Here is a 24,774-nt window from a genome sequence, read left to right on the forward strand (position 1 = left end):
TGCCATTACCTTGATTTCCTTGATCATGTGGCTCAATTAATCATTCACCAGACACGCCCTAGAAGAACTCGATCTACCCCCTCTGGTAAATGAGGAACTACAAATTCTTTTAAGACATTGCCTGAAGAATCTAGGATGCAGACATCATGCTTACGATCAGCAAGATCAATTCCTACAAAATAGTTCATGGACATCCTCTCCAGTTATTTACTAAGATTCATCTACCATTGCGATGGCCTCGTAGATTCGGTGTATTTCAACACTACGCCCTAATGATCGTCTAATAGGTAGATTATGTAGTTTCAGGGGATTAGTCTTTCAACGGCAATGATTTTGAAATCTCGCAAGGAGGTGATGAATCTCCCCGAAACGCACCTTTTTTTGCATTTTCTAACAATTTTCGGTGCTTGTCTACAAATCATATTAACCTACGAGGAGGTGAGGGGAGTGCCGACTATTTGGCTGGGATGTATTCTCCTGTCCAGCATGGCGTATCTGTTGGTTTTGGCCAAACGGAGCATGGTCGGAAAATACATTCTCAAACCCGGCACGATGTTGCTGATCATCGCCATGGCGACGGTGCGTCTGGAGCAAGCCGGCTGGAGCGGTTGGCTGATTGTGTGCGGGCTGTTTTTCTCGCTAATCGGGGATATTTGTTTGATGTTGCCGCGGGAACGGTTTGTGGGGGGATTAAGCGCTTTTCTTCTTGCGCATCTCTGTTACATCGCGGCTTTTGCGATGGTGGGGAAGCTGTCTTGGATTTCACTTGCGACAGCGGTGCTGTTGCTTGGAGTCGCCCTCTTTGCCTTTCGGTTTCTTCGCCCTGGCGCCAAACGGGAAGGAGGGAACAGGTTAGTCATGGCGGTTGGTTTCTACATCGGCGTGATTACCCTGATGGTGGTGATGGCTGTGCGGCACGGTTCGCTCCTGCTTGTGGTGGGGGCCGTCGCCTTTGCCGCGTCAGATGCCATTTTGGCTTGGGACCGGTTTGTGCGGAAGTTCAGGATGGCGGAAATGGCGCTGATGGCCCTGTATTTTTTGGCACAAACGCTGTTTGCGTTGGAAGTGTGGCACGGGTGAAAGAACGGATATGGCTTTGTTCATTTTTTACAACTTGGAAATAATTATTTATTCTCATGAAACATTCCTTTTCTAAAATACAATCAGATTCAACATATCATTGTTTGAAAGGAATGGATAGGATGAAAAAATGGTTGCGCGGTTTAGCTGTCGTTTTGGTCTTAGGCGCTTTCCTGTCCGGTTTTGCTTACCCGTCCTTGGCGGGAGCAGCCGGAACATCAAGCGTATATTGGTCCGGTTCCGGCATCCTGCATCCGGGTGAGTCGATGGAGTCCGGAAAGGTGTTACTGCCAAGCGGGGAAAAAGTGTTGAAGATCACGCAAATCGCTTCCGGCCGGGATGGGGAAGACCCTTGGCAAGGTTCTTACACGATTGAGTTGATGAACCGCCGTGGTGAAGTGGTTGACTCTTGCATAGGGGACAATTATAACTTCCAAACGACCGGCATGTGTTATTTTGAAGACCTGCGCAGAGGCAGTTATTCAGTGAAAATCACCAACCTTTCGGCGCCAGAGATGAATGTGATTTCCGCCACTTTGCGTGACTGATCGGGAAGCTAACCTTTGACGGGGAAGCTTTTTTGCTGAAAAGAGCCACAGGGATGCGCGATGAGGAAGCGCGCAGAATCGGTTGATGTTTGGCAACAGAGAAGGGGTTTTCTGTTATCTTCTAAACAAAGCGCCTGCCGACTCGCATCAGCAGGCGTTTTTCAGCGCAAGGTGTCCATGCGTTTCCGTTCATAAACGGCTGTGATCTCTATGTATGGGCTTGACCTCTGTTTGCGTTTGCTTGTTCCCGCAAGACCGCTTTCATCACTTTGCCGAAAGCGTTGCGTGGCAGTTGTTCGACAAAGGTGACTTCCATTAATTTATATTCGGCCAGTTTGGCATGGGCATAGTCCAACACGTCTGTTTCGGTCAGTAGGGAGTCTGGTTTCTTGACGACATAAGCCCTGGGGATTTCGTTCCACACCTCGTGTTTGACACCAATCAGCGCGACTTCCACCACATCATCCACTCCCAGAATCACCTGTTCCACTTCAGCCGGATAGATCTTTTCACCTCCGCTGCAGTGGATCACATCTTTATAGCGGTCGACAATCTCCAAATAATTGTCTTTATCGAACCTGCCAGCGTCTCCCGTATACAGCCACCCATCCACGAGCACTTTGGCGGTCTCCTCCGGTTGATTCCAATAGCCTTTGAAGAGCATGGGACTGCTGACGGCGATTTCCCCAATCTCCCCTTGGGGCAATTCCTCTCTCGTGACAGGATCCACCACTTTCAGCTCGCCCAAAAATGACTTCCCCACCGTATGGCAATGTTCCATTCCCATCGAAACATTCCAAAGCGAGATAAACAAGGCCTCTGTTGATGCGTAGCATTGCGTGATGTTAAATCCGAGCGCTTCATACTGCCGGATCACATCACTGGGAACGGAGGAACCTCCGGATATGAATTCTTTAAATGAGCCAAATTCTTTATCCGATTCCAGAAAAAGCGGAAAGAGCAGACGCAACAATCCCGGAACGAGCAGGGAATGCGTAATCCTTTCCTTGTCAAGCAGATCCATATACTTGGCCGGGTCAAATTGGGGCATAAATACATACGTTAGTCCGATCATGGGCTGATAGGCCAACATCCCCGTGCCGGTGATATGGCAAAGCGGGGTGATATACAACATGCGGTCTCCCATCTGCTGCTGCAGAGTGCAACTGTTCATCACCCCCGCTTCATACAGATTTCGATGAGTGATCATCACCCCTTTTGGCGCACCTGTTGTGCCGGAGGTGTAAGTCAATACAACTGGTTCATCCGGGTCCACTTCCACCTCAGGCTCCGTTGTGGGATGGATGGCATAAGCTTTGGTGAAAGCGGGATCCAAATCATAATGATAGAGCGCCCTGACTGTTTGCGTGGAGGGATGGAGAGTGAGGTTGTCCACCAGATCGGCATACAGGTCATCATAAAAGATGATGCGTGGTTGGCAATCGTCCAATATCCGGTTCAGCTCTGCAGGAGTCAAGCGCCAATTCAGCCCGACGGTAATCGCGCCAACTTTCGCGGCGGCGAAGTACAACAAGGAGAAGTGAAAATTGGTGCAAGCGAGAAGGGCAACCCGGTCTCCAGGTTGAATGCCTTGTTCGAGCAGGTAGTGTCCGATTTGATTGGAAATATGATTAAATTCTTCAAAATTAAGACGGCGGCGAGGCCCGACCAATGCTTCATGACAGGGGCTGAAGCGGGCTCTTCGTTTGAGCAGTTCCCCAAGTGTAAAACCATTTTTCGTCATGTGGATCACCTCAGTTAGAAAATATTTCGCAAACAATTCTATTTAATCATAACTGATAGAATTATATATAAAAAGACAGCTTTACATTAATCTGTGGATTTTAATCAGTTCATAGAAATAATTTTACAATAAACAATAATATTGCTAATTATAAAAAGATTGGACTTTTTACCTATAGGATTTGCGTGCTCTCTTTTGCTATTCTAATGAAGAAAACGGTTTCCATAAAAATTGGGTTTATAAGGGTATATATGTACTTGTTTTTATTGCCTTGCAAACCAAAGTCCAGGTAAATTTTAGTCGAATTCTTTTGCTCAATATGGAAATCGGTTTCTAAAAAGGGACATTTTGTTGGAAAGGGTGTGATGGCATGTACACTTTTGGGAGATTACGGCGGAAAGGTTCCATCGCTTCGCGCACTTTCATTGTGGTTATGCTGATCCTCACGGTGTTTGGTTCTGTATACACCTATCCTGCCGGGGCCAATGCCTCTGTTCCCCCGACACCGCCAGGATGGAGTCTGGCATTCAGTGACGACTTCAATGGAGCGCAAGGGAGTGGAGTGGACCGAACGAAATGGATTTATGACATCGGGCATAGCTACCCGGGGGGAGCTGCCAACTGGGGCACCGGTGAGATTGAGTATATGACGGATAGCACCAACAATGTCTATCAAGACGGGAGCGGACATCTCGTGATCAAAGCGATACGGGATGCCGGCGGCGGGTGGACTTCCGGACGCATCGAAACGCAACGGACGGATTTTCAGCCGCCTGCGGGTGGCGTGATGCGCGTGGAGGCCTCCATTCAATTGCCAAATGTGACGGGCGCCGCCGCACAAGGGTACTGGCCGGCATTCTGGATGCTGGGTGCCCCTTTCCGGGGTAACTACTGGAATTGGCCGAGCATTGGGGAAATCGATATCATGGAAAATGTCAACGGCGCCAATACTGTGTGGGGAACCCTCCACTGTGGGGTGAACCCGGGTGGCCCTTGCAACGAGACAAGCGGGATCGGTGGCAATCGCTCCGGCTTCTCCCCATCTCTTCAGACGGCTTACCATACGTATGCGGTTGAATGGGACAGAAGTGTCTCACCGGAGCAAATCCGCTGGTATGTCGATGGTTCGCTGTTTCATACCGTCAGCGCCAACCAAGTGGACGCCACGACGTGGGCCAATGCGACCAACCATGGGTTTTTCATTATCCTCAACCTGGCCATGGGTGGCGGTTGGCCCGGGAATCCGACACCTTCCACCGCTTCCGGCGCATCGATGAACGTGGATTACGTGGCGGTCTGGACGAAACAGGGTGGTTCAGGCAATCCGGGAGATCCGGGCGGCTCCAATTACGGGGTGGAGAATGTGGGGTCAACGCAAGCCAAGGTCTGGTTTAAGCCTCCTTCCACCGCCAGCTATGTGATTTTGCACTATGTCCAACCGGGCTTGTCGCAGCAGAATGTCAACATGACTTATAACAGCGGCGCGGCCCGCTGGGAATACACGGTGAGCGGATTAAGTTCAGGTCAAGTGTTGCAGTATCAATTCACCTACAATATCGGTGGCGTTCAATACGACACCGCTTGGTATTCTTACACCAAACCGTAATATGAGGAAAACCCACCCCTTTCGCATCGGAGGTGGGTTTTTGCGCGCTTGCGATCAGATGGCGCCGAGCAGCACGGCCGCCATGATCATGACGGCGGAGGTGCCCAAGGCCCATTTGAGGATAAACCGTTGATGCTCCCCAAACTCCACACCCACCATGCCCACCAATAAATAGGCGGAAGCCATCAGCGGACTCATGGCATGGATGGGCTGGCCCAGCACAGAGGCCCGGGCGATGGCGACAGGGTCGACGGAGTAGGCGGCCGCCGTTTTGGCGATGATCGGGAGCACACCGAAATAGTATGGGTCATTCGCCATGAAGTAAGTGAACGGCAGACTGGTAATCGCCGTAATGATCGAAAAATAGGGCCCCAATGATTCGGGAATGATCGAGACCAAACTGGCGGCCATGGCATCCACCATTTTGGTGCCGGACAAGATGCCGGTGAAAATGCCGGAGGCGAACACCAATGACACGACCATCAGGACGTTGCCGGCATGGGCGGAAATCCGTTTCTTTTGTTCATCCAATGATGGATAGTTGACCATGGCGGCGACCGCAAAAGCGATCATGAACAAAATGGGCAGGGGCATGATTCCCCTGATAAGCCCCACCAAAAGAGCGGCGGTTAACAGGAAATTAAACCATAACAACCGGGGCCGTTTGATGTCGGTTTGCTCTTCAAGGGCCGCCGCTGTCTCCATTGGGATGTGCGCATGGTTGATTTGGACAATGCCCAAACGTTTTCGTTCTTTTTTGCCAAAGAGATAAGCGGAGAAACACACCCAGATCAAACCGGCGGCCATGATGGGAATCAGAGGCGGGAACACTTCAGTTGCGTCGAGATGCAGCGCGCTGATGGCTCTTGCCGTGGGTCCGCCCCATGGCATCATATTCATGATCCCGAAGGCAAGCATGGCGACGCTCGATAAAATAAGCGGGTTCATGCCAAGCCGCACATACAGGGGAAGCATGGCCGATACCGTGATGATGTAGGTAGTGGTGCCATCTCCATCCAGCGCCACCAACATGGCGAGAACGGCCGTTCCGATGACGATTTTCAATGGGTCCCCCTTGACGACTTTCAAGATGGCGCCGATGAGGGGGTCGAATAAGCCGGCATCGATCATGATGCCAAAATACAGGATGGCGAATATCAACATCACGCCCGTTGGGGCGACACTTTTCAATCCTTCCAGCATCATGTCGCCCATCGACGTGCCGAAACCGCCAATCAGGCCAAAGAGAATCGGAATCACCATCAAGGCGATCAAAGCGGACATGCGATGGGTCATGATCAAATACATGAACACGACCACCATGGAGAAACCCAAAAACGCTAACATAAGCTACCTCCTTTAAAATAAGAATGGGTCCATATGAATGCGCTTACAAATAAGAGCGAAAAAAGAGCGGCCGAGATACGGACGGGGCATGCTTAGAAGAATGCATTGCTTTTCTTTTATTCTATGGATCAGGTCTTTTCAGGTATTATAGAAAACATTTTCACTGCTGTATCCTATATGAAAATAATCTGCATTCATTTCATTAGCCAACTTTTGTTCATAAAGTTCACGGCAAAAGGGTTGCTGCCTGAAAGACTTGATCCAGATCCTCGTCAACAAGCTGGCAAGCGACACGGCGGATGAGCGCGCGCAATGGAATGCCTACACCTGAGGACTTGGTTTGCTCAATGTCGTGCCCTTCAGGAGAGAGAGGCGTTTCATGGTTGGGGTAGGGGTGTTCGCTGTTTTTTCACCTCAAATTGGGGAATAAAGGAAATTAATACAGGGCGTCGTATACGTAAAAAAGCGAATGCGATGTTTCGTTCCTGTGCAGGGAATGAATTGGGAGGGGAAGAGGGTTTGTACAAGCCATTTTACCGCATGTTCTTGCCGGTGTTGCTGTTGGTGGGGGCCCCGGTTTTGCCCGGGTTCACGATGGCCGACGAGCAACCGGGCTCTGTGAATGTTCAATTGTTGGGCATTAACGATTTGCATGGTCAATTGGATCAACCGCGAAGCGTGAACAATCGGACGGCGGGATCGGCTCCCGTCTTGGCCGCCTATCTGCGGGAAAGGGCGGCATTAAACCCGCATACCTTGCTCCTGCAAATAGGGGATATGGTCGGGGCAAGTGCGCCGGAGTCCTCCCTTTTGCAGGATGAACCGACGATAGATGTGTTGAATTCTTTGGGATTTGATATCGGAACCGTGGGCAATCACGAGTTTGACGAAGGCATTCCGGAGATGAAACGACTGATCGATGGCGGATATCATGAGAGGACGGGCTATTATACGGGAGCGGAGTTTCCCTATATCGTGGCCAATGTGATGGATAAAAACACGGGCCGCCCGATTTTGCCGCCGCATTATGTGAAAGTTGTGGATGGTGTGCCAATCGGTTTTATCGGAGTGGTGACCAAAAGTACCGCGATGGTCGTAAAGAAAAGCTACCTCAAAGACGTCGAATTCACTGACGAAGCGGCCGCGGTGAACCGGGAGGTCAAAGCGCTCAGGGATAAAGGGGTGGAAACGATTATCGTCTTGGCGCACGAAGGCGGTTGGGTTCGCGGGGAAAAAGGGGAAGTCACCGGGGAGATCGCGGACATAACCAAAAAGTTGGACCCCGCGGTGGATGTGGTTTTCTCCGGTCATACCCACACTCAGATCCAGACCACGATCGATGACAAGTTGGTGGTTCAGGCGTTAAGCCATGGGTTGGCCTTGGCGGATGTGGACCTGGTGATTGACCGTGTCAGCGGAGACGTGGTGGACAAGCAGGCTGAAATCATCCCCACATACACAGATGGGGTTCAGCCGGATCCGGATGTGAAACGGATTGTCGATGCGGCGAAAAAGAGAATCGAGCCGTTGATGAAGGAAGTGATTGGGGAAACGGCAGGCCCGATCACCCGTGAGCCAAATGAAGCGGGCGAATCGGCCTTGGGAAATATGATCGCAGATGCCCAGCGCAAATCGATGAACGCCGATTTTGCTTTTACCAACCATCGGGGGATCCAAGCGGACCTGCCCGCAGGAAAAGTGACGTGGGGGGATGCGTATGCCGCTCAACCTTTCGGAAATGAACTGGTGAAGATGGAACTGACCGGGAACCAGATCAAGAAAGTTCTCGATCAACAGTTTCAAGGCCCATCACGGACCCGGATTTTGCAGGTGTCGGGCTTGACATTCACTTGGAACCCCAATCGCCCAGGCGGTAAGCGCATTTTGGCTTTAAGGAGAGCCGATGGGACACCAATTGACCCTCGTGAAACGTACTCGGTGGTGGTGAATAGCTACTTGGCTGAGGGGGGCGGGGGCTTCACCGCTTTTGAAGAAGGCACCCAGCGCATGATTGGGGATAACGAACTGGATGTGTTGATTGATTATATCAAGCAAAAGCCCCAGCCTTTTTCCGCCCAAATCGAAGGGAGGATCATGTTGCAAAAAGGTTCATAGGGAGGAGAGCGGTGTGGGACGCCGCTCTCTTCTTTTTTGTCGTCCGTACCCATGGCTGATGAATGGCACCGCTTTCACATAAATTGAATTCAATGGATCTTAATCATATTTTTAAAATAAATTATTTTTTGGGTATTGTCATCAGTTGTGTCGTTAGCTATACTATCTGCAACCAGAAAACATTTGTCCTTTATATAAAGACACGAAGATCAAAAAAAGAATTCCCTACTTTTATGCGAGGAGGTACCAGATGGAGCGGACATCAGTCAAAGTGGGACTATTGGGGTTTGGGACAGTGGGGACAGGCGTGGTGCGGATTATAGCGGCACATCAAGAAGATTTGTTTAAACAAACAGGACTCAGCATAGAAATTCATAAAATTCTGGTGCGCGATCGGGGAAAAAAGCGGAATGTGGCTGGAACGGAGCATCTGCTCACCGACCGGGCGGAAGAGGTCTTGTATGACCCCGCCATCGATGTGGTGGTTGAGGTGATGGGAGGCATCCATCCGGCCAAGGAATATATTTGTGCCGCCTTGGAACAGGGAAAGCATGTGGTTACGGCCAACAAAGACTTGATGGCGCTGCATGGGGCCGAGATATTGACCCTTGCCAAGGAGCGGGGCTGTGATGTGTTTTATGAGGCGAGCGTGGCGGGGGGCATTCCGATCTTGAGGGCGCTGGAAGAGAGCTTCTCCTCTGATCGGATCACCAAAATGATGGGGATTGTGAATGGGACAACCAATTATATCTTGAGCAAGATGAGCCAAGATGGCGCCGCCTACGAGGCGGTATTGAAAGAAGCGCAAGCGCTGGGATATGCCGAGGCGGACCCCACGTCCGATGTGGATGGGATTGACGCCGCCCGCAAAATGACGATCCTCTCCACCCTGGGGTTTCGCGTGGCGGTGAATCTGGAAGAGGTCGATGTGAAAGGGATTCGCGAGGTGTCCAAAGAGGATATCGCGTTCGGCAAAAAGCTGGGCTTTGAAATCAAGTTATTGGGTCTGGCACAGCGCGATGATGACAAAATCGAAGTGAGTGTCGAGCCGACGATGGTTCACCGTTCACATCCGTTGGCCTCCGTGAATGGCGTGTTTAACGCGGTTTACGTTTATGGTGAAGCGGTGGGTGAAACGATGTTCTACGGGCCGGGTGCGGGGGAATTGCCGACGGCCACCTCGGTCGTGTCCGATCTGGTGACGGTGGTGAAAAACATGAAGCTGGGCGTCAATGGACAGGGAATGGTGGCCCCGTACAAAGAAAAACGCTTAAAGGCGGATGGGGAAAAGCACTCCAAGTATTTTTTGCGCATGGTCGTGGCGGATCAACGGGGCGTGCTCGCCCAAATCACCCAGTTGTTCGCTGATAACCGCATCTCTCTGGGACAAGTCATCCAACAGCCGTACCATGAAGGGCATGAAGCGGAGATCGTTCTGGTGACCCATCAGATCGCCAAGAGTGATCTGCAGCAAGCCCTGCTCGCTTTGGCGGACATGCAGGTCATCAAAGAGATCAAAAGCTGGTACCGTGTGGAGGATGGCGAAGAGTGACGAACGGTTGGACGGAAAGCGGGGAAACCCGCTTTCTGTTTTTGCTTGTCATGGACGGGTTCTTGAGCGGGTGGCGATCTGATAAAGTAATAGTACGGGTAGCGAAAAGTTAATGTTGCAAAGGGGAGGTCCACACGACGGAAACCGGCCTAACGGGGTTCAAAGCAGTCATTTTTGATTTGGATGGAACGTTGGTTGATAGTGAGCCCAACTATTTCGCAGCAAGCCAAAAGCTATTTGCCGAACATGGATGGGTGTTTGATGAAGCGATGAATCAGCGCTACGTTGGCATCAGCACCAAAGAGATGCTTGAAGATATCCGCAAGAACTACCCCGAATATCTTTTTCAAGACTCCATTGAGGCCTTGGTGGAGAAAAAAATCGCTATTACTTGGAAATAGCGGCAACGAATACGACTGTCTTTCCGGAGATGAGGAAATTTTTGGATTTGTTGAAAGGGGCGGGTTATCCTCTCGCGGTTGCGTCCGGTTCGTCTGCGGCCATCATTGGGTCCGTGCTCAAGCAGACGGGGTTGCAAACCTACTTTGATGTGGTGTTGTCCTCTGAAGAAGTGCCAAGAGGGAAACCGGCTCCCGACGTTTTCCTGGAAGCCGCCAAGCGCTTGGGCGTGGCGCCGGAGCATTGTGTGGTGATGGAGGATTCGCAGTATGGGGTGGAAGCGGCCAAAGCGGCGGGCATGGGTTGCGTGGCTATCCCTTATCTGACGGACAGGCCCTTGGCGGAGCCTTTTCTGCAAGCCGATTTCCTGTGTGAAGATGGCATGGATGGTTTTTCAGCCGATGAAACGTTCCATTGGTTGCGGCAATCCCATACATGATGGGAAAAATCACCTCCCCTGCATGGCGGTGGGCGAGGTGATTTTTGCCGTCAGCCCCGTTGCCACATCACCGCATTTTTTGGGAGAAACCTATAATAAAGGGGTTAAGGAGATGAGTAAATATAAACAAGGGTTACATGATCATAGTTGGGAAAAATGGTTGGGAAATCATGCGAACCCGGTGGAAAAATTAGAGCCGAGTGAAGAAGATGCCTATCGGGATCTAGTTTTTTTGAAAAGAGTATTAAAAAGGAAACGAATCGTTATGCTAGGTGAGAGCTCGCATGGTGCAGCTGAATTCATTTCTTCCAAAGTGCGACTGATTCAATATCTGCATGAAGAGCTCGCATTTGATGTGATTGCTTTTGAATCGGGCTTGGGCGAAACCCATTTCGCTGATCTTTATGCCGACAAAAGTATACCACTTCATACCATGCTAAATGCCATTATCAGCGTCTGGCATACGCAAGAAATGATACCCTTGTTCGAATACGTGAAAAAGCATAAAAAAAGTGACGTTCCGTTAAGATTATCCGGCTTTGACTTGCAACCCACAGGCACTTACCACGCTTTTTTGCGGAATTGGTTTAAACAAGTGAATCCGGCCATGGCGTAGAAAGCGGAGCTATTGGAGCTTCAACTTGCAAACAGTTTCCAAAGCAATGATATAGATCGGTACCAAAAGGAAAAAGTCCAAATGATCGCTGGTTATCAAGAGTTGATTCAGTTTGTGGAAGCCAATGAACAGGCATTGGCCGCCATCTATCCCAAAGATCCGAAGCTGATCCAAGTCACGGCGCATGTTTTGCAAGGTCGCATCCAAACCGTCAGCATTTTTCTGGAAAAAGCAATACGGGAACAAATATGCTGCGGAAAACAATAGCGAACTAGCAAAAAAATATTATGATGAAATCACCGCCATCTAAACCGGCGTTTTTTTCTTACAGACTGCAAGTGATACAATTGTGAAATAAATAAAATTATACTAGAAAAATTTGAAATTCATTATATTATATATTATAATGAAAATAATTGGTAATTGGCGGAAAATGGAGGTTATCGTGAACAAAAGCGTGTCTGGCAAATCTATTAGACCCACTGGGATTGAAATTGCCGACGGTAGCCGAATTGATAGGCCACTCGGTATCCCTTTCGTGGGGAAGATTGGGAAAGAGAGGGTGACCGCTATGCACAGAGACTGGGAATTGCTTATCCTGATGATGGTGGGTGTGCTTATAGAGGTCGCGATGGTAATGGTTGGTTATCTTTTTGCATGATAAAAACTTACTCATTTCATGAACTTCCTCACTCCCCACAAAAAAAGAAGCTGGATAAGGTCATCCAGCTTGCTTCCATTCCGAACGGATTCCTTAAATAGAGCGGAGAAACCACTTCCTGAAGATGGCATAACGGAACGGAAAATGGATTGAGTACCGTATTGTACCCAATCCATTCAGTTGTTAATGATTGCATTCGGGGAACATGCCGGTGGCGATGCCGAGCCGGTTCCAGCAGTTAATGGTGTTGATCGCCATGATGAGAGTCACGAACTGGGCCTCATCGAAGTGAGCTCTCACCTTTTCATACAGGTGGTCGGGCACTCCAGCATCGGCTATGCGTGTGACGGCTTCGGTCAATTCAAGCACCGCTCTTTCCTCCTCCGTGTAAAGCGGGGTGTCGCGCCAGACGGAAAGCAGGATGATGCGTTGTTCCGATTCGCCCATTTTCCGCATCTCCTTCGCATGCATATCCACACAAAACGCGCATCCGTTCAGTTGCGAGGCGCGCAATTTGATTAGTTCGTACAGCTTGGGATCAAGGCCGGATGTTTTGATGAACTTCTCAAGTTGGAGCATGGTTTGAAAGGCGCCGGGGTTGGCTTCAGCATGTTTCATTCGCAATTGCATGGGATCTCCTCCGTTGTTCAGGAATTTAGTGTTGCATGAAGTAGACAAGAAACAACGGAGAATTGTGACATGAAATCCGAATGTGGCGAAAACGGGGACAAGCGTCGGATGACGGCATCAAAGGCACCGTTTCAACGTTCCGCGATGTGCCGCAACTTGTCGGGATTGGACACGATGTAAATGTGCGTGGCCCGTTTTTGCGCCGTGTCTTGCGCAAAGCAGAGCGCCATGGCGACATGGCCGTTTTTGATGAACAGGAGCCCCGCCTGGCCATTGATGGCAACGGGAAGCAAGGTGCCTTCAAGGGACCCCTTTTTGGCGATCCCTTCCAAAAAGGCCCGGATGCGGGCGCGCCCCATAATGGGACGGATGGCTGCGCGGACTTTTCCGCCCCCATCGGACAGCAGGACGGCTTGTTCGGTTAACAGTTCGATAAAACCACCGAATTGACCGGTGTTGGCCGCTTTAATAAACGCTTGGACAAGCGGTTCGGTCTGTGCGGGATCGGCGGAGAAAAGGGGCTCGGCCTTGGGTAATTTGTTTCTGGCCCGGCTGTAGAGCTTGCGGCAATTTGCTTCCGTTTTCCATTAAGAAATTTTCGGGGGTCTAAACGATGTGAAAGACGGTTTCATCTGTAAGGATAGATGATGGAGAAAGGAAGGGGAACATGTCTGTCTTTAAAAAATTGCAGTCCTTTTATCTTCCTTACCGAAGGGATTTTTATTGGTCGATGCTGTTTCTGCTCATCGTGACTGCGATAACGGTTGTATATCCGATCATGTTGCAACTGACGATCGATAAAGTGGTGCTTGCGAAGCAGTACCACTTGGTGCCGTGGATCGCTTTGGGGTTTATCGCGATGATGGCCGTCAAGAGCATATCCACGTTTATACAACATTATTTGGCTGATTTGTTTGGGATCCAATCCGTCTATCGCCTGCGCAATGCGTTATATGATGAACTGCAACGCCTTTCGTTCAGTTATTATGACAACGCGAAAACGGGTGACTTGATGTCGCGCCTCACGGCGGATGTGGAAGGATTTCGCTTCTTTCTGTCCTTTGGGTTCAGTGAAGTGCTGCGTTTCATCATCGTTGTGGGAACGAGCCTTTGCGTGATGTTTTTTATTCAGTACCGCTTACATTGGTGACGATTGCGGCATTGCCTTTATTGAGCATCGCCATTTACCGCTTTGACAAAAACGTCCATCCGGCTTTCCGCAAAATCCGCGTATCCTTTGGGCAATTAAACACCAAGGTGCAGGAGAACATCAGTGGCATCCGCACCGTGAAATCCCTCTCCAAAGAAGAGGTAGAAATTTCGTTGTTTAACGAAAAGAATGATAATTACAAAATGACCCATCTGAACACCGCATCCATCTGGGCGCGCTACTTCCCCTTGATGGAATTGATCGGCAACCTTTGTGTGGTGGGGCTGTTGGCTTACGGAGGCCATATGGTCATCGGCGGCAACTTGCAACCCGGTGAGCTGGTTGCGTTTTACAGTTTGATCTGGTATATCATCTGGCCCATCGTCAATTTGGGGTTCACCATCAACATGTTTTCGCAGGCGAAAGCGTCCGGCGAGCGTTTGCTGGAAATCCTGGAAGCGGAAGAAACCATCCGCGATGGGGAAACGGGGATCCAGACTGAAAAAATCGCGGGGCATGTGGTCTTTGACAACGTCACCTTTCACTATGGCAATGAGGAAGGCGCCGCGCTCAAACAGATCCAGTTTGATGCGCCACCGGGCAAAACGATCGGCCTGATCGGCGCGACAGGATCGGGAAAAACCAGCATCACTCACTTGATCTCACGCTTTTATGAGCCGACTGAAGGAGAGATTCTGATTGATGGCCGCCCCATTCAAGCTTATGGATTAAAATCGTTGCGATCCCACATCGGATGTGTCTTGCAGGAGTCGTTCCTCTTTTCGTCGACGATCCAAGCCAATATCGCTTACGGCAGACCGGATGCGACGATGGAGGAGATTGTCGATGCCGCCAAACGGGCCCAAGCCCATGATTTCATCATGGAATTGCCGGACGGGTATGACACGGTGCTGGGGGAAAGGGGCATGGGCTTATCCGGGGGACAGAAACAACGGATCGCCATCGCCCGGGCCATCTGCATCAATCCGAGCATCTTGATATTGGACGATGCGACCAGTGCGGTCGACATGGAGACGGAATTGCAAATCCAGCATGCGCTCAGGGAAGTGATGAAGGGAAGAACCACTTTCATCATCGCCCACCGCATTTCATCCTTAAAACATGCCGATGAGATTTTGGTGTTGGATCAAGGGCGAATAGTGGAACGCGGCACGCATGAGGAGTTGTTGGAAAACCAAGGTTTGTACCAACGCATCTATCAGATCCAGTATCGAGATCACCAGTCGGTCGCGCAGAACCAACGCTGCTAGGTAGGTGAAAGAATGGAAGGACGAAAACACATCCTGGAGCGGTTTCACTATGCACAGGATCAAGTGATTGACAAGCCATTCAACTGGCAACAGATGTGGCGCCTGCTCCAATATATGAAACCCTATGTGAAAAATTGGCTGCCGCTGTCCGTGCTCATGGTCATCATCGCCATGGGTGTTCGCTTAACGATCCCGATTTTAATCGGGGTGTACACCTTGGATCGGGCGATCGTGGAAAATACCAAGTCTTATTGATCAAGCTGGTGCTCATCATCTTGGGCTTGTACTTGATCCTGTATCTGGCCAACACTTTTCGCATTCGTTGGATGAATCAGTTGGGGCAAAATGTGATCTATGACATTCGAAAACATTTATTCACGCATGTGCAGTTTCTGTCCCACCGCTTTTTCGATTCGCGGTCGGCGGGATCCATTCTGGTGCGGATCATGAATGACATCAACTCGTTGCAAGAGCTGTTCACCAACGGCGTGATCAACTCCTTAACGGATATTCTGCTGTTGATGGGAATTTTGGTCATTCTCTTCTCGTTGAACCTCAAGCTCACCATTGCCATCATGGTCGTGTTGCCGCTCATGTTTTTCATCTCGACCAACTTGCGCAAAAAGATACGCTTGTCCTGGCAACGGGTGCGTTTGAAACAATCGAAGCTCAATTCGCATTTGAGCGAAAGCATTCAAGGGATTCGGGTTACCCAAGCGTTTACGCAAGAGCAAGAAAACAGCCAATTTTTTAATGGACTGAATGCCGAAAACTTCGAAACATGGAAAGAAACGGTCCGGAAAAACGCGCAGTTTGGCCCATTTGTAGAAATGACCAACGCCATCGGCACCGCGATTCTCATCTGGTACGGCGCCACGCTCGTGGTTCGCCAAGAGTGCACCATCGGGGAATTCGTGTCGTTCGCCTTTTATTTGGGAATGTTTTGGGAGCCGATTTCCCGCTTGGGTCAGGTTTACAACCAATTGTTGATGGGAATGGCTTCCTCGGAGCGGATTTTTGAGTTTCTGGATGAAAAACCGATCGTGGCGGATTCGGAAAATGCCTTAATGCTTGATCGGATCAAAGGGGATATTGCATTTGACCGGGTGGAGTTTTCCTATGATGACAAACGGAAAGCCTTGGACGGCGTTTCCTTATCCGTCAAAGCGGGGCAAACGGTGGCCTTGGTGGGGCACACGGGATCGGGAAAGTCGACGGTCGCCAATCTCATCTGCCGCTTCTATGATGCCACCGGAGGTGTTGTCAAACTCGATGGTCATGACATCAAAGAGTTGGCCATTACCCCCTTGCGCTCGCAAATCAGTGTGGTGTTGCAGGATACCTTTATTTTCTCGGGCACCATCATGGAAAATATCCGTTTCGGCAATCCGGATGCGAGTGATGAGCAAGTCATCGCGGCGGCCAAAGCGGTGGGGGCGCATTCTTTCATCTCACAACTGGCTCAAGGTTACCAGACGGAAGTGGAAGAGCGGGGCAATGTGCTGTCTGTGGGGGAACGCCAACTGTTGTCGTTTGCCCGGGCTTTGCTGGCCGACCCCAAGATCCTGATTCTTGATGAAGCGACCGCCAGCATCGACACGGAGACGGAAGTCAAAATCCAACAGGCGTTGAAAGAGTTATTGCATGGCAGAACCGCGATCATCATCGCGCATCGCCTCTCCACCATCAGGGAAGCGGACCATATCATCGTCTTGGACCATGGCCGAATTGTGGAGCAGGGCAATCACGAAACGTTGATGAACAGTCAAGGGGTTTACTATGAGCTGGTGAAGGCGCAATACCGGATGATCGACGTCTGTTGAGCTCGGGTTGCTTGACTTGACGGCGATGTCCTTCATTCCAGATAAAAAGGCGCTATCTTTTGCCCTAATAATAGTACTGAGAATAGGTATTCTCGGTCCGGATTGATGCAAAAACACACGAATAGTTCCGATAACATGCCCCAATCATATAGGAATGTTGTTCCGATAACACCCATAAAAAACAGAAGAGGCCACCCAGTAACAGATGGCCTCTTGTTTAGGCGCATAGTCGAATGATGACAGTGGACGTTATGTTCTTTCATTATATTCTATTCCAGTCATAAAGATAACGAAATTTAAGGGCTCCTAGGATCCCATCCGGACCGTATTCCGTAGTTATCGAAATCGATAACTACGGAATGGCAGTAAACCACGGGTTTGGTCCGCTCCGTTAACTCTAATGGGGGGGTGAAGCAACTGCGAATTTGGAGTTAAAGTTGGGCTGGTGGTTAATTTGGGCGGATTGTTGCTTCTCAAAAACGAGTGTTTTTGAGAGGGTGAACCATGGCTAATCCCACAAAACAAATTTCCATGCCTTTATCACCACGAGTCTGGCGGATTTTCGGGTGCGGCGTCTTCGTTTCCAATAAAATGGAATAGAAGGGATACGTTAGAGGGGGGCAATATCTTATGAATTTGAAAAGTGTTTTCATTTTGTTGTTCACCCTGTTGGCGTTGGGAGTTGTGGCCGCCTCTGTATCGAATAGCTCCATTCGCCTGGTTGCTATCATCGTTATTTACCTAATCAGTTTTGTCCTCCAAGGTGCGACCATTCGTTTGGAAAAAAATCAAGAGCGCAAACAACACGAGGAGGGCTAGAGGAGAAATTGATTTGTTGTCGACGGATGAAAAGAACGTTTATTATGATTATCATTAACTTTCGTATGCTTTTTAACCAATGGTGCAAGCATTCCCCCGGAAGACTTGTCGTGGCAGCGGCGGGTCTTTTCCTATTTTCAGGAACTTTCCTCCTTGCTTTTGACTGAAAAATTCGATATGTTGGTTAGTGAGGAGTGAGAAGCGGATGAATGAAAACCATTGGGAAGAAAGGCTCAAGCGGAGCATATCCCAACGAAAGAGGAATTGGACGCGGTGATCCATGTTCAAGAGGTAGCGGCCGCTCCCTTCAGGAGAACACCCATCAAGTAGATGATAAGTCCGAGAGTGGGTGTGTTGTCCTGGAATCGTTGTTTAAGGGGATGGAAAATAGAGTGGCAGCCATGATCCAAGAGTCCGAACAACGGATGATGAATCAAATGGAACAAATGGGAAAAGTCTTGGAGATGGTTGCGGTACTCAACCAAAAACAAGATGAGCGGCTAACCAGACTGGATGAGAATGTTTCTGGACTCAAGGAAGATGTATCCGAATTAAAAGACAGTGTTTTCAGATTGGAAGAAAGTGTATCGGGTTTAACGGATATCACCCGCGCATGGATATATAAGGGAAATCTGATTGAGAAGGAAGTCCAAGAATTGAAGAGGCGGATGGGGGACGAGTAGTCGTCCTTTTTTTATTGCGTCCAAAAAAGATCTAATCCGAACTATTTGCATGCTTCCGAATAGAGGGTATAGCGTGGGAAGCTACCTAAGGAAATTCTTTGAATCGGGTTATTCATCTATCTGTCTAACTTTTCATCACGGCTTAGGTTTGGAGCCTATTTCTCCACCATCGTCAGAGTTTGCTGAAGCTGTTTTGAGCAAGGCCAATCTGGATACATTTCTATTGGATTTGCACGCTGAAAAACCTAAATCAGTCCAATCATGGCTCAGAACTCCAACAAAGATGCGTGCGATTGGCCCTTACTACGATCCCAAGAAAAATCCAATGGGTTACTCTCTGATTGGTTCGACATCATCATTCATATACAGGAGATTACACCTGCCTGTCGGTTGGTATAGTAATTATATCAAAAATCCCCCATAAAATATTTAAATAGGAGTAATAGCATATGCCCATAAGCTAAGCCTATTAGACCTGTAAGGTAACATGCCCTTGTTACCCGACAAGCCTTTTATAAGTGTCTCAAAAAAGAAGTAATTCTTGCGGTACCTCTATTACTAGCATACTCGAACATTTATATGTGTGTAATGATGATATAATCTACCCAAGTAAAGGATTCATGATTTTCTCTCATGAGTTCTTTAATGTCCGATAGGCTTATTCCAGTTTTCTGTTCCTTTGCTCCTGATACCCCTCAGTTTTCTAAGTTCTTTGGTAATGGTTTATATTATCCATTTCTCTATACCATAATCGTGGAGTAGTTGGTGTTAGATCAAAAATTAAGCTTTCATCCATGTACTCAGTAACAAATTCTATTTGTTTCTCAGTAATAGATATAGGATGTATAGGATATTGACAAGGAGCGCCATGCACTTTGGTTGTAGTAAGATATAGCTGCCCTTTTTCGTAGGTAATCTGTAACTCTCGATTTGAGTTCTCTGTTTGATAGGTTCCAAGCAAATTATGAATCGCTGCTTTATTTAAATCTACCGATCGAATTGCCTCTGGAATCTTGATAGGAACACCGAAAAACACTTTGGCTAAATTTTTACCTATCCAAGTCACTGGAGTAAAACTAAGATTACTTAGCACAATAACTGTTAAGTCATCATCTACAAATCGAAGAATGTCTCCGCAGAAGCCATTAACATCTCCATAATGACTTATACAAGTCCGCTTCTTACCACCGATCTCCATCTGTTGAATGGCCCATCCATAACCATAATTTTGCTGATAAGGAGAAAACATGGAACGAAGAGACTCATATGATATAAGTTGATTGGTATATAAAGCTTGGTCCCATCGGTATAAATCCTCTACTGTAGAATATAGTCCGTAGCCTCCAAGCGGAATAGACATGTCTACAAATTCAGAATGGATCTTCTCCTTCCAGATGGAATATCCAGTAGCCATATGTTTCAAAATGGTACGACCATTGTCTACACCTGAATTGTTCATATGAAGGGGTTGAAAAATAAATTGTCTCAGATACTCTTCATAGGAGTGACCTGAAAGTTGTTCAATAATCTTTGTCAGGAGAAGATAGGATGAAGTACAATACGAAAAACGCTCTCCCGGTGTAAATTCTAGTGAAAGGTTCTTAAACAACTCTATGGTTTGATCCAAAGTAGATGGTATTCGCATAATACGTGTCCAGTAATCTGGAAAACTAGTGAAATTAGGAATACCAGAAGTATGAGTTAATAAATGATGAATGGTAATTTGTTTACCATTGAGGAAGTCAGGAAGATAACGATCAATAGTATCCTGTACGGAAAGAGCTCCCTGTTCTTGTAATTGCAAAATGGCCGTTGCTGTAAACCCTTTAGTGATTGAGCCGACTCGATATTTTGTTTGCGGGGTATTAGGAACATTATGTTCCACATTTGCTAAGCCATATCCCTGACATATTAAAACTTCACCCTTATAACCCACTAAAATCGATCCACTAAAGTATCCATTTTGATCTAAGGCATTCAAATATTCTTCCAATTGCCCCACGATTTTTTTCATGTTTTATTAGCCCCCTATCAAAAAACGCAACTGTAATGTTTGTTAAAGGAGATAATATTTTTATCCAATAAAAAATCTGGAATAACCTAACCTTATGGTTTCCGCATGGTTTTGTTTATAACTACTTATTCCCTGCTTTTCTCGTAACGGTTAAAAATAGGCACACTAATTCCTTGATTGATAATAGAATTAGGAACCATTTGATTAATGAACCATTACAGGCTAGTTGGCATAAAGTATAAATTCCTCTTTCTAGGGCGTGTCTGATAAATATGTCAGCGACTCCAAAACCGTTTTCCCATGCGCTTCACTTGTCCATCGGCGCTCATCGGGAAAAGGTTTTCCGCCTTCTCCCAATGGTCAACTTGATTTGCCAGACACGCCCTAATACCTCCATGAAAGATTATACGGTGAATTAATGTGTTTTCAAAAATTTTCTTGATAAACCGTTCAAATAGTGGCAATAAATGAAATCGACAGAGCATGAGCTGAAGCGCTGAGATCACCGTGACCGCATGCAAGAGATAATGACTGAGGACGGCAGGGGTGCAGAGGCGCAGGGGCAGGCATACTCTTTTTTGTATACAAAAACTCGAAAATGAGATAGCGGGGATACCCAGAGTACTCGGAGCGATTTCGGACGCCTCACAAAGGCTCTCAGCCCTATGTTTTTTAATGTGATATGAGTCATGGCATTTTCTTATGGGCAAAATTAAAGCCCTAGGGGTCGCATTCCTGAGGCAAGGCAATCATACGTCCGAAATTTACCTTTCGGCGGTTCCATTGTATCACATTCGGGCCATGATACGGAGGTATCATCATTTTATGAAACCACGAATTACAGTAATTACATTAGGTGTAGATGATTTGGAAAGATCGTTGGAATTCTATCGTAACGGACTGGGGCTACCGACACAAGGTATAGTTGGTAAAGAATTTGAGCATGGCGCTGTTGCCTTTTTTGACTTACAAGCAGGCTTAAGGCTTGCAATTTGGAACCGAAAAGATATCGCTCATGATGCAAAGGTTCTTCAAACCTCACCAAGTCCTACCGGGTTTTGGCTATTATTCATTATGAGGTGTATATGGGGAATAGCTTGGACATTTTTGCGGTTAGGTGCTTACTTTGTGATTCTTGATGTATCTAGTCAAGACAACCGTGGTTACTACATGGGAGTTTATAACGGATTATATCGATTGGGCAGTTTGGTGGGAATGCTTTTAGGAGGGTTTTTAGCTGATTTCTATGGGGTTACTATGGTTTCATTTTTTTTGCTATCCTTTCATTTTTAGCAGTCGTTTTAGTTATTCTATATGTTAACCAGTCTTCTAAATCTATACATGTAAACACAGTTAATCACGTTACCACACCATTATGGAGAAACAAAAGTGTATTTTGGACACTTGTGACTGGACTTTTCATTGCCATGTTATATCAAGGGTTATTTACGTCAACATTAAGCTACCTGATTGATAGCCGACATAACACTACCCTGATATGGGGCGTTAGTATGGGTGCTGCCTCTTTGGCGGGAATATTGCAAGCCTTGCGATGGGCTTGGTAACCTTGGTTGGCCCCATGGTTTGGGAAAAGGTCAGATGGTTTTAAGGGACGTCGCTCAATTTTTGTTTCGACTTTGGTTATTGCTTCCTTTCTCTTTGCATTAATTCCTTTCAATATTTCTTTCGGTATATGGCTACTTATACTTTTGGGGATACAGCTTACTGCTACTGTATTAACCACGGTTATGGATGCATTAGCTTCAGACATAGCAACGCAATTGTCGAAAAAAAATGTCATTATGACCTTGCATTCTATAGCAACTGATTTGGGGGCTGCACTGGGTCCATTGCTTTTGTATTTTGCCGATTCACGTTTTGGAGTAGAGGGAATGTACTGGGGAGCAGCTTTCATATTATTATTGCTTTCTTTGCGGTGGTGGGAACCTTGGAGAAAAAATCGGCAAATTTGCGGGTTAATTAGGAAATAACGCATGAAAACGGATTAAACAAAGCGTGGGAACAGCTAGCATTTTGAAATCACTTGTAATCAACCACTATGATCTGATCGCCTTTGCGCGGATTGCATTGACTTGCCTTCTTGGACAAGATAATCTAACTTTGTTCACAACGTATCGTGGGAAATGATCAACAGATGGAACGATCCATAATCTGTGTGAGAGGGAAAGACGGTGATGGTGAATGTTTTGATTGTCGAAGATGATTTGAATATTAGAAACATCATTTCATTCTATTTGAAAAAAGAGAGATTCGATGTCCTGGAGGCGGTCACCGGCGACGAAGCGCTTAGGATGATCCATTCGCAACCAATTGAGCTGGTTGTGTTGGATGTCATGTTGCCTGAAAAGAGCGGATGGGAGGTTTGCCAAGAGATTCGGAAAAACTATGACACCCCCATTTTGATGGTGACGGCGAAGGGCGAAACGAATCAAAAAATAAAAGGGCTCGGCTTGGGAGCGGATGATTACATCGTCAAGCCGTTTGATCCGCTGGAACTGGTGGCAAGGGTCAAAGCGCTTTTAAGGCGGGCTCGCATGGCAACCAGCAAGTTGGTGCAAATAGGGGATACCGCAATTGATGCCAACAGTTATACTGTCAGTGTCGGCGACCGAACATTGAAACTGCCGCCGAAAGAGTTTGAGCTTTTGTTTCAATTGGCCAGCCATCCCGGTCAGATCTTTACGCGCAACCAGTTGATTGAACGCATATGGAGCATCGACTATGAGGGAGAGGAGCGAACGGTTGATGTCCATATCAACCGATTGCGCCAACGTTTTGCCGATGTGACGGACGCTTTTCAAATCTCCACAGTCCGCGGTCTCGGTTACCGATTGGATGTGAGGACATGATCCGTTCATTGTATGTTCGGATGGTCGTCACGTTTATTGGCGTGGTGTTGGTAAGTTTGATCGTTTCCTTTTTCATTGCCGCCAAGCTGAACAAACCGGAAGTGGATAACCAGATAGATCAGTTCGTCATTCGCCAGGGTAAAGAAATCATCGCCTTGTATCGACAAAGTCCAAACAAAGACATTGACGCTTATTTAAGCAGCGTTTCGCGCCTCAATTACAACATCTGGTTATATAAGGAGACGGGGGAAGTGAAATATTACAGCCCTTCTCCGCAAAAAACCAAACATGTTTTTTCGGAGCAAGAGGTGAAGCGCGTGATCCAGGGCGGCATATATCGTTCCGTTGAACGGCACCGCCCCGGATTCCTGCGCGTTGTCGGGTTGCCGTTTGAAATGGGGGGCCGGCGGTATGCGCTATTCGTCCAACTCCGCGAAGACAAGATTCTCACCATCATGGATAGGGTTTCCAGGATTGTCCTGTTTGTTGTTTTCATCGTGGGAAGCATCCTCATTCTTATTGCGGCGCGGTATCTGGTCAAGCCATTGCGCACGATGACCTTGGCCACCCGGAAATTGGCGCAGGGTGACTTTGATGTCCATGTGGACGTCAAGCAAAAAGATGAACTGGGCACGTTGGCCGCCAGTTTCAACCAAATGGCCAAAGCACTGAGCGAGTTGGAACAAATGCGCCAGGACTTCGTCTCCAATGTCTCCCATGAATTGCAGACGCCTTTGACCTCGATTCGCGGCTATTCGCAAATATTAAAGGAAGAAGAGCTTTCAGCGGCGGAGCGCAAGGAATATATTGACATCATTCAGCAGGAAATCGAACGCTTATCCCGTCTGAGCGAGAACTTGTTAAAATTGGCTTCACTCGAGTCGAACCGCCACCCCTTTCATCCTGAAACGTATTCATTGGATGAGCAATTGCGCAGGGTGGTTGTGTTCATGGAGCCGCAATGGTCGAAAAAACAACTGGAACTCGATTTGTCACTGGAGCGGGTGGAGATCACGGCGGATCAAGATCAACTGAAGCAGGTGTGGCTCAATCTGTTGGGAAACAGCATCAAATTCACCCCGGCGGGCGGGCGCATCCGCATTCAGCTTACCAAAGACGAGCAACAGGTGGCAGTTCAAGTGGCCGATACGGGAGTTGGCATTTCGCCCGAGGCGCTGCCTCACGTTTTTGAACGCTTTTATACTGGTGATCCGGCACGGGAACGCCGGAAAAACGGAAACGGTCTCGGTTTGTCCATTGCCAAAAAGGTCGTGGATTTACATCATGGAAACATTCAAGCGCAAAGTGAGGTCGGACAAGGGACGATGTTTACGGTGCGGTTGCCCCGCCGGCAATCATGGTAGAAAACAGCCTTTCATGGTAAAAGGCTGTTTTTTTTTTGTTCAT

Annotated in this window: 23 protein-coding genes and 2 pseudogenes; 20 read left to right on the plus strand and 5 right to left on the minus strand. The window is 47.9% G+C overall.

Going from position 1 to position 24,774, the window contains the following annotated elements; all coding sequences use genetic code 11:
* Positions 1-44: 44 nt before the first annotated feature.
* Positions 45-194 carry an IS110 family transposase gene (locus tag ACFQNG_RS00965; RefSeq protein WP_379862924.1) on the minus strand — a complete coding sequence of 50 codons (150 nt, stop codon included), beginning with the start codon at positions 192-194 and terminating at the stop codon, positions 45-47.
* 253 nt (positions 195-447) lie between these two features.
* On the opposite strand from ACFQNG_RS00965, the gene ACFQNG_RS00970 reads away from it, so the two are divergent.
* A complete protein-coding gene (locus tag ACFQNG_RS00970; RefSeq protein WP_379862925.1) occupies positions 448-1,080 on the plus strand; it encodes a lysoplasmalogenase in 633 nt (210 codons plus the stop codon).
* A gap of 122 nt (positions 1,081-1,202) precedes the next feature.
* Positions 1,203-1,628, plus strand: a complete 426-nt coding sequence (locus ACFQNG_RS00975; protein ID WP_379862926.1) for a ferredoxin reductase domain-containing protein — start codon at positions 1,203-1,205, stop codon at positions 1,626-1,628.
* 208 nt (positions 1,629-1,836) lie between these two features.
* On the opposite strand, the gene ACFQNG_RS00980 is transcribed toward ACFQNG_RS00975, so the two are convergent.
* Positions 1,837-3,372 (minus strand): class I adenylate-forming enzyme family protein, encoded by a 1,536-nt coding sequence (locus ACFQNG_RS00980; protein WP_379862927.1) that lies wholly within the window; start codon positions 3,370-3,372, stop codon positions 1,837-1,839.
* Positions 3,373-3,742: 370 nt separating this feature from the next.
* Here ACFQNG_RS00980 and ACFQNG_RS00985 point away from each other — a divergent pair, with 370 nt between their 5' ends.
* Entirely contained in the window at positions 3,743-4,978 is a 1,236-nt protein-coding gene (locus tag ACFQNG_RS00985; protein WP_379862928.1) for a glycoside hydrolase family 16 protein, read from the plus strand.
* Positions 4,979-5,032: 54 nt separating this feature from the next.
* Here ACFQNG_RS00985 and ACFQNG_RS00990 read toward each other — a convergent pair whose 3' ends face one another.
* Positions 5,033-6,325 (minus strand): CitMHS family transporter, encoded by a 1,293-nt coding sequence (locus tag ACFQNG_RS00990; RefSeq protein ID WP_379862929.1) that lies wholly within the window; start codon positions 6,323-6,325, stop codon positions 5,033-5,035.
* A 519-nt stretch (positions 6,326-6,844) separates the two neighbouring features.
* Between ACFQNG_RS00990 and ACFQNG_RS00995 the strand changes: the two genes are divergently transcribed.
* The 7 genes from ACFQNG_RS00995 to ACFQNG_RS01025 all read left to right on the plus strand — a co-directional run bounded on the left by ACFQNG_RS00995 (position 6,845) and on the right by ACFQNG_RS01025 (position 12,107).
* On the plus strand, positions 6,845-8,440 hold the full coding sequence (locus ACFQNG_RS00995; RefSeq protein ID WP_379862930.1) for a bifunctional metallophosphatase/5'-nucleotidase: 1,596 nt from the start codon (positions 6,845-6,847) through the stop codon (positions 8,438-8,440).
* Positions 8,441-8,690: 250 nt separating this feature from the next.
* Positions 8,691-9,992 carry a homoserine dehydrogenase gene (locus tag ACFQNG_RS01000; protein WP_379862931.1) on the plus strand — a complete coding sequence of 434 codons (1,302 nt, stop codon included), beginning with the start codon at positions 8,691-8,693 and terminating at the stop codon, positions 9,990-9,992.
* A 170-nt stretch (positions 9,993-10,162) separates the two neighbouring features.
* A complete protein-coding gene (locus ACFQNG_RS01005) occupies positions 10,163-10,393 on the plus strand; it encodes an HAD hydrolase-like protein (protein ID WP_379862998.1) in 231 nt (76 codons plus the stop codon).
* 29 nt (positions 10,394-10,422) lie between these two features.
* Positions 10,423-10,830 (plus strand): HAD family hydrolase, encoded by a 408-nt coding sequence (locus tag ACFQNG_RS01010; RefSeq protein WP_379862932.1) that lies wholly within the window; start codon positions 10,423-10,425, stop codon positions 10,828-10,830.
* Complete coding sequence (locus ACFQNG_RS01015) at positions 10,793-11,446, plus strand: erythromycin esterase family protein (protein ID WP_379862933.1); 654 nt, start codon at positions 10,793-10,795, stop codon at positions 11,444-11,446. The genes ACFQNG_RS01010 and ACFQNG_RS01015 overlap by 38 nt, the downstream gene beginning before the upstream one ends.
* An 81-nt stretch (positions 11,447-11,527) precedes the next feature.
* A complete protein-coding gene (locus ACFQNG_RS01020) occupies positions 11,528-11,713 on the plus strand; it encodes a hypothetical protein (protein ID WP_379862934.1) in 186 nt (61 codons plus the stop codon).
* A 178-nt stretch (positions 11,714-11,891) separates the two neighbouring features.
* On the plus strand, positions 11,892-12,107 hold the full coding sequence (locus tag ACFQNG_RS01025; protein ID WP_379862935.1) for a hypothetical protein: 216 nt from the start codon (positions 11,892-11,894) through the stop codon (positions 12,105-12,107).
* 183 nt (positions 12,108-12,290) lie between these two features.
* Here the strand turns inward: ACFQNG_RS01025 and ACFQNG_RS01030 are convergent, their stop codons facing one another.
* Positions 12,291-12,737, minus strand: coding sequence for a carboxymuconolactone decarboxylase family protein (locus ACFQNG_RS01030; RefSeq protein WP_379862936.1), 447 nt, complete (start codon positions 12,735-12,737; stop codon positions 12,291-12,293).
* Positions 12,738-12,817: 80 nt separating this feature from the next.
* Between ACFQNG_RS01030 and ACFQNG_RS01035 the strand changes: the two genes are divergently transcribed.
* The 6 genes and pseudogenes from ACFQNG_RS01035 to ACFQNG_RS01060 all read left to right on the plus strand — a co-directional run bounded on the left by ACFQNG_RS01035 (position 12,818) and on the right by ACFQNG_RS01060 (position 18,907).
* Positions 12,818-13,162: a hypothetical protein gene (locus ACFQNG_RS01035; protein ID WP_379862937.1), complete on the plus strand. Its 345-nt coding sequence runs from the start codon at positions 12,818-12,820 to the stop codon at positions 13,160-13,162.
* Between the two features lie 242 nt (positions 13,163-13,404).
* A pseudogene (locus ACFQNG_RS01040) lies at positions 13,405-15,158 on the plus strand (ABC transporter ATP-binding protein).
* A gap of 12 nt (positions 15,159-15,170) precedes the next feature.
* Positions 15,171-16,981 (plus strand): annotated as a pseudogene (locus ACFQNG_RS01045) (ABC transporter ATP-binding protein).
* A gap of 630 nt (positions 16,982-17,611) precedes the next feature.
* Positions 17,612-17,800: a hypothetical protein gene (locus tag ACFQNG_RS01050; protein ID WP_379862938.1), complete on the plus strand. Its 189-nt coding sequence runs from the start codon at positions 17,612-17,614 to the stop codon at positions 17,798-17,800.
* A gap of 392 nt (positions 17,801-18,192) precedes the next feature.
* A complete protein-coding gene (locus tag ACFQNG_RS01055) occupies positions 18,193-18,483 on the plus strand; it encodes a hypothetical protein (protein ID WP_379862939.1) in 291 nt (96 codons plus the stop codon).
* A gap of 49 nt (positions 18,484-18,532) precedes the next feature.
* Positions 18,533-18,907 carry an erythromycin esterase family protein gene (locus ACFQNG_RS01060; RefSeq protein WP_379862940.1) on the plus strand — a complete coding sequence of 125 codons (375 nt, stop codon included), beginning with the start codon at positions 18,533-18,535 and terminating at the stop codon, positions 18,905-18,907.
* A gap of 279 nt (positions 18,908-19,186) precedes the next feature.
* On the opposite strand, the gene ACFQNG_RS01065 is transcribed toward ACFQNG_RS01060, so the two are convergent.
* Entirely contained in the window at positions 19,187-20,497 is a 1,311-nt protein-coding gene (locus ACFQNG_RS01065) for a serine hydrolase domain-containing protein (protein ID WP_379862941.1), read from the minus strand.
* Positions 20,498-21,322: 825 nt separating this feature from the next.
* On the opposite strand from ACFQNG_RS01065, the gene ACFQNG_RS01070 reads away from it, so the two are divergent.
* The 4 genes from ACFQNG_RS01070 to ACFQNG_RS01085 all read left to right on the plus strand — a co-directional run bounded on the left by ACFQNG_RS01070 (position 21,323) and on the right by ACFQNG_RS01085 (position 24,731).
* A complete protein-coding gene (locus ACFQNG_RS01070) occupies positions 21,323-21,790 on the plus strand; it encodes an MFS transporter (RefSeq protein WP_379862942.1) in 468 nt (155 codons plus the stop codon).
* Between the two features lie 278 nt (positions 21,791-22,068).
* Positions 22,069-22,488, plus strand: a complete 420-nt coding sequence (locus tag ACFQNG_RS01075; RefSeq protein ID WP_379862943.1) for an MFS transporter — start codon at positions 22,069-22,071, stop codon at positions 22,486-22,488.
* A 204-nt stretch (positions 22,489-22,692) separates the two neighbouring features.
* Complete coding sequence (locus ACFQNG_RS01080) at positions 22,693-23,367, plus strand: response regulator transcription factor (protein ID WP_379862999.1); 675 nt, start codon at positions 22,693-22,695, stop codon at positions 23,365-23,367.
* Complete coding sequence (locus tag ACFQNG_RS01085; protein ID WP_379862944.1) at positions 23,364-24,731, plus strand: sensor histidine kinase; 1,368 nt, start codon at positions 23,364-23,366, stop codon at positions 24,729-24,731. The genes ACFQNG_RS01080 and ACFQNG_RS01085 overlap by 4 nt, the downstream gene beginning before the upstream one ends.
* Positions 24,732-24,774 lie beyond the last annotated feature (43 nt).

Source organism: Laceyella putida (assembly GCF_042665195.1).
GTDB lineage: Bacteria > Bacillota > Bacilli > Thermoactinomycetales > Thermoactinomycetaceae > Laceyella > Laceyella putida.

Coding starts and splice junctions, on each gene's coding strand:
- ACFQNG_RS01030 (WP_379862936.1), bottom strand. CDS start 12,737: ATGCAATTGCGAATGAAACATGCTGAAGCCAACCCCGGCGCCTTTCAA.
- ACFQNG_RS01050 (WP_379862938.1), top strand. CDS start 17,612: ATGAATTTGAAAAGTGTTTTCATTTTGTTGTTCACCCTGTTGGCGTTG.
- ACFQNG_RS00965 (WP_379862924.1), bottom strand. CDS start 194: ATGTCCATGAACTATTTTGTAGGAATTGATCTTGCTGATCGTAAGCAT.
- ACFQNG_RS01010 (WP_379862932.1), top strand. CDS start 10,423: ATGAGGAAATTTTTGGATTTGTTGAAAGGGGCGGGTTATCCTCTCGCG.
- ACFQNG_RS01085 (WP_379862944.1), top strand. CDS start 23,364: ATGATCCGTTCATTGTATGTTCGGATGGTCGTCACGTTTATTGGCGTG.
- ACFQNG_RS00990 (WP_379862929.1), bottom strand. CDS start 6,325: ATGTTAGCGTTTTTGGGTTTCTCCATGGTGGTCGTGTTCATGTATTTG.
- ACFQNG_RS01035 (WP_379862937.1), top strand. CDS start 12,818: ATGTGGCGAAAACGGGGACAAGCGTCGGATGACGGCATCAAAGGCACC.
- ACFQNG_RS01015 (WP_379862933.1), top strand. CDS start 10,793: ATGAAACGTTCCATTGGTTGCGGCAATCCCATACATGATGGGAAAAAT.
- ACFQNG_RS01060 (WP_379862940.1), top strand. CDS start 18,533: ATGCTTCCGAATAGAGGGTATAGCGTGGGAAGCTACCTAAGGAAATTC.
- ACFQNG_RS00985 (WP_379862928.1), top strand. CDS start 3,743: ATGTACACTTTTGGGAGATTACGGCGGAAAGGTTCCATCGCTTCGCGC.
- ACFQNG_RS00980 (WP_379862927.1), bottom strand. CDS start 3,372: ATGACGAAAAATGGTTTTACACTTGGGGAACTGCTCAAACGAAGAGCC.
- ACFQNG_RS00975 (WP_379862926.1), top strand. CDS start 1,203: ATGAAAAAATGGTTGCGCGGTTTAGCTGTCGTTTTGGTCTTAGGCGCT.
- ACFQNG_RS01000 (WP_379862931.1), top strand. CDS start 8,691: ATGGAGCGGACATCAGTCAAAGTGGGACTATTGGGGTTTGGGACAGTG.
- ACFQNG_RS01065 (WP_379862941.1), bottom strand. CDS start 20,497: ATGAAAAAAATCGTGGGGCAATTGGAAGAATATTTGAATGCCTTAGAT.
- ACFQNG_RS01020 (WP_379862934.1), top strand. CDS start 11,528: ATGATCGCTGGTTATCAAGAGTTGATTCAGTTTGTGGAAGCCAATGAA.
- ACFQNG_RS01080 (WP_379862999.1), top strand. CDS start 22,693: ATGGTGAATGTTTTGATTGTCGAAGATGATTTGAATATTAGAAACATC.
- ACFQNG_RS01070 (WP_379862942.1), top strand. CDS start 21,323: ATGAAACCACGAATTACAGTAATTACATTAGGTGTAGATGATTTGGAA.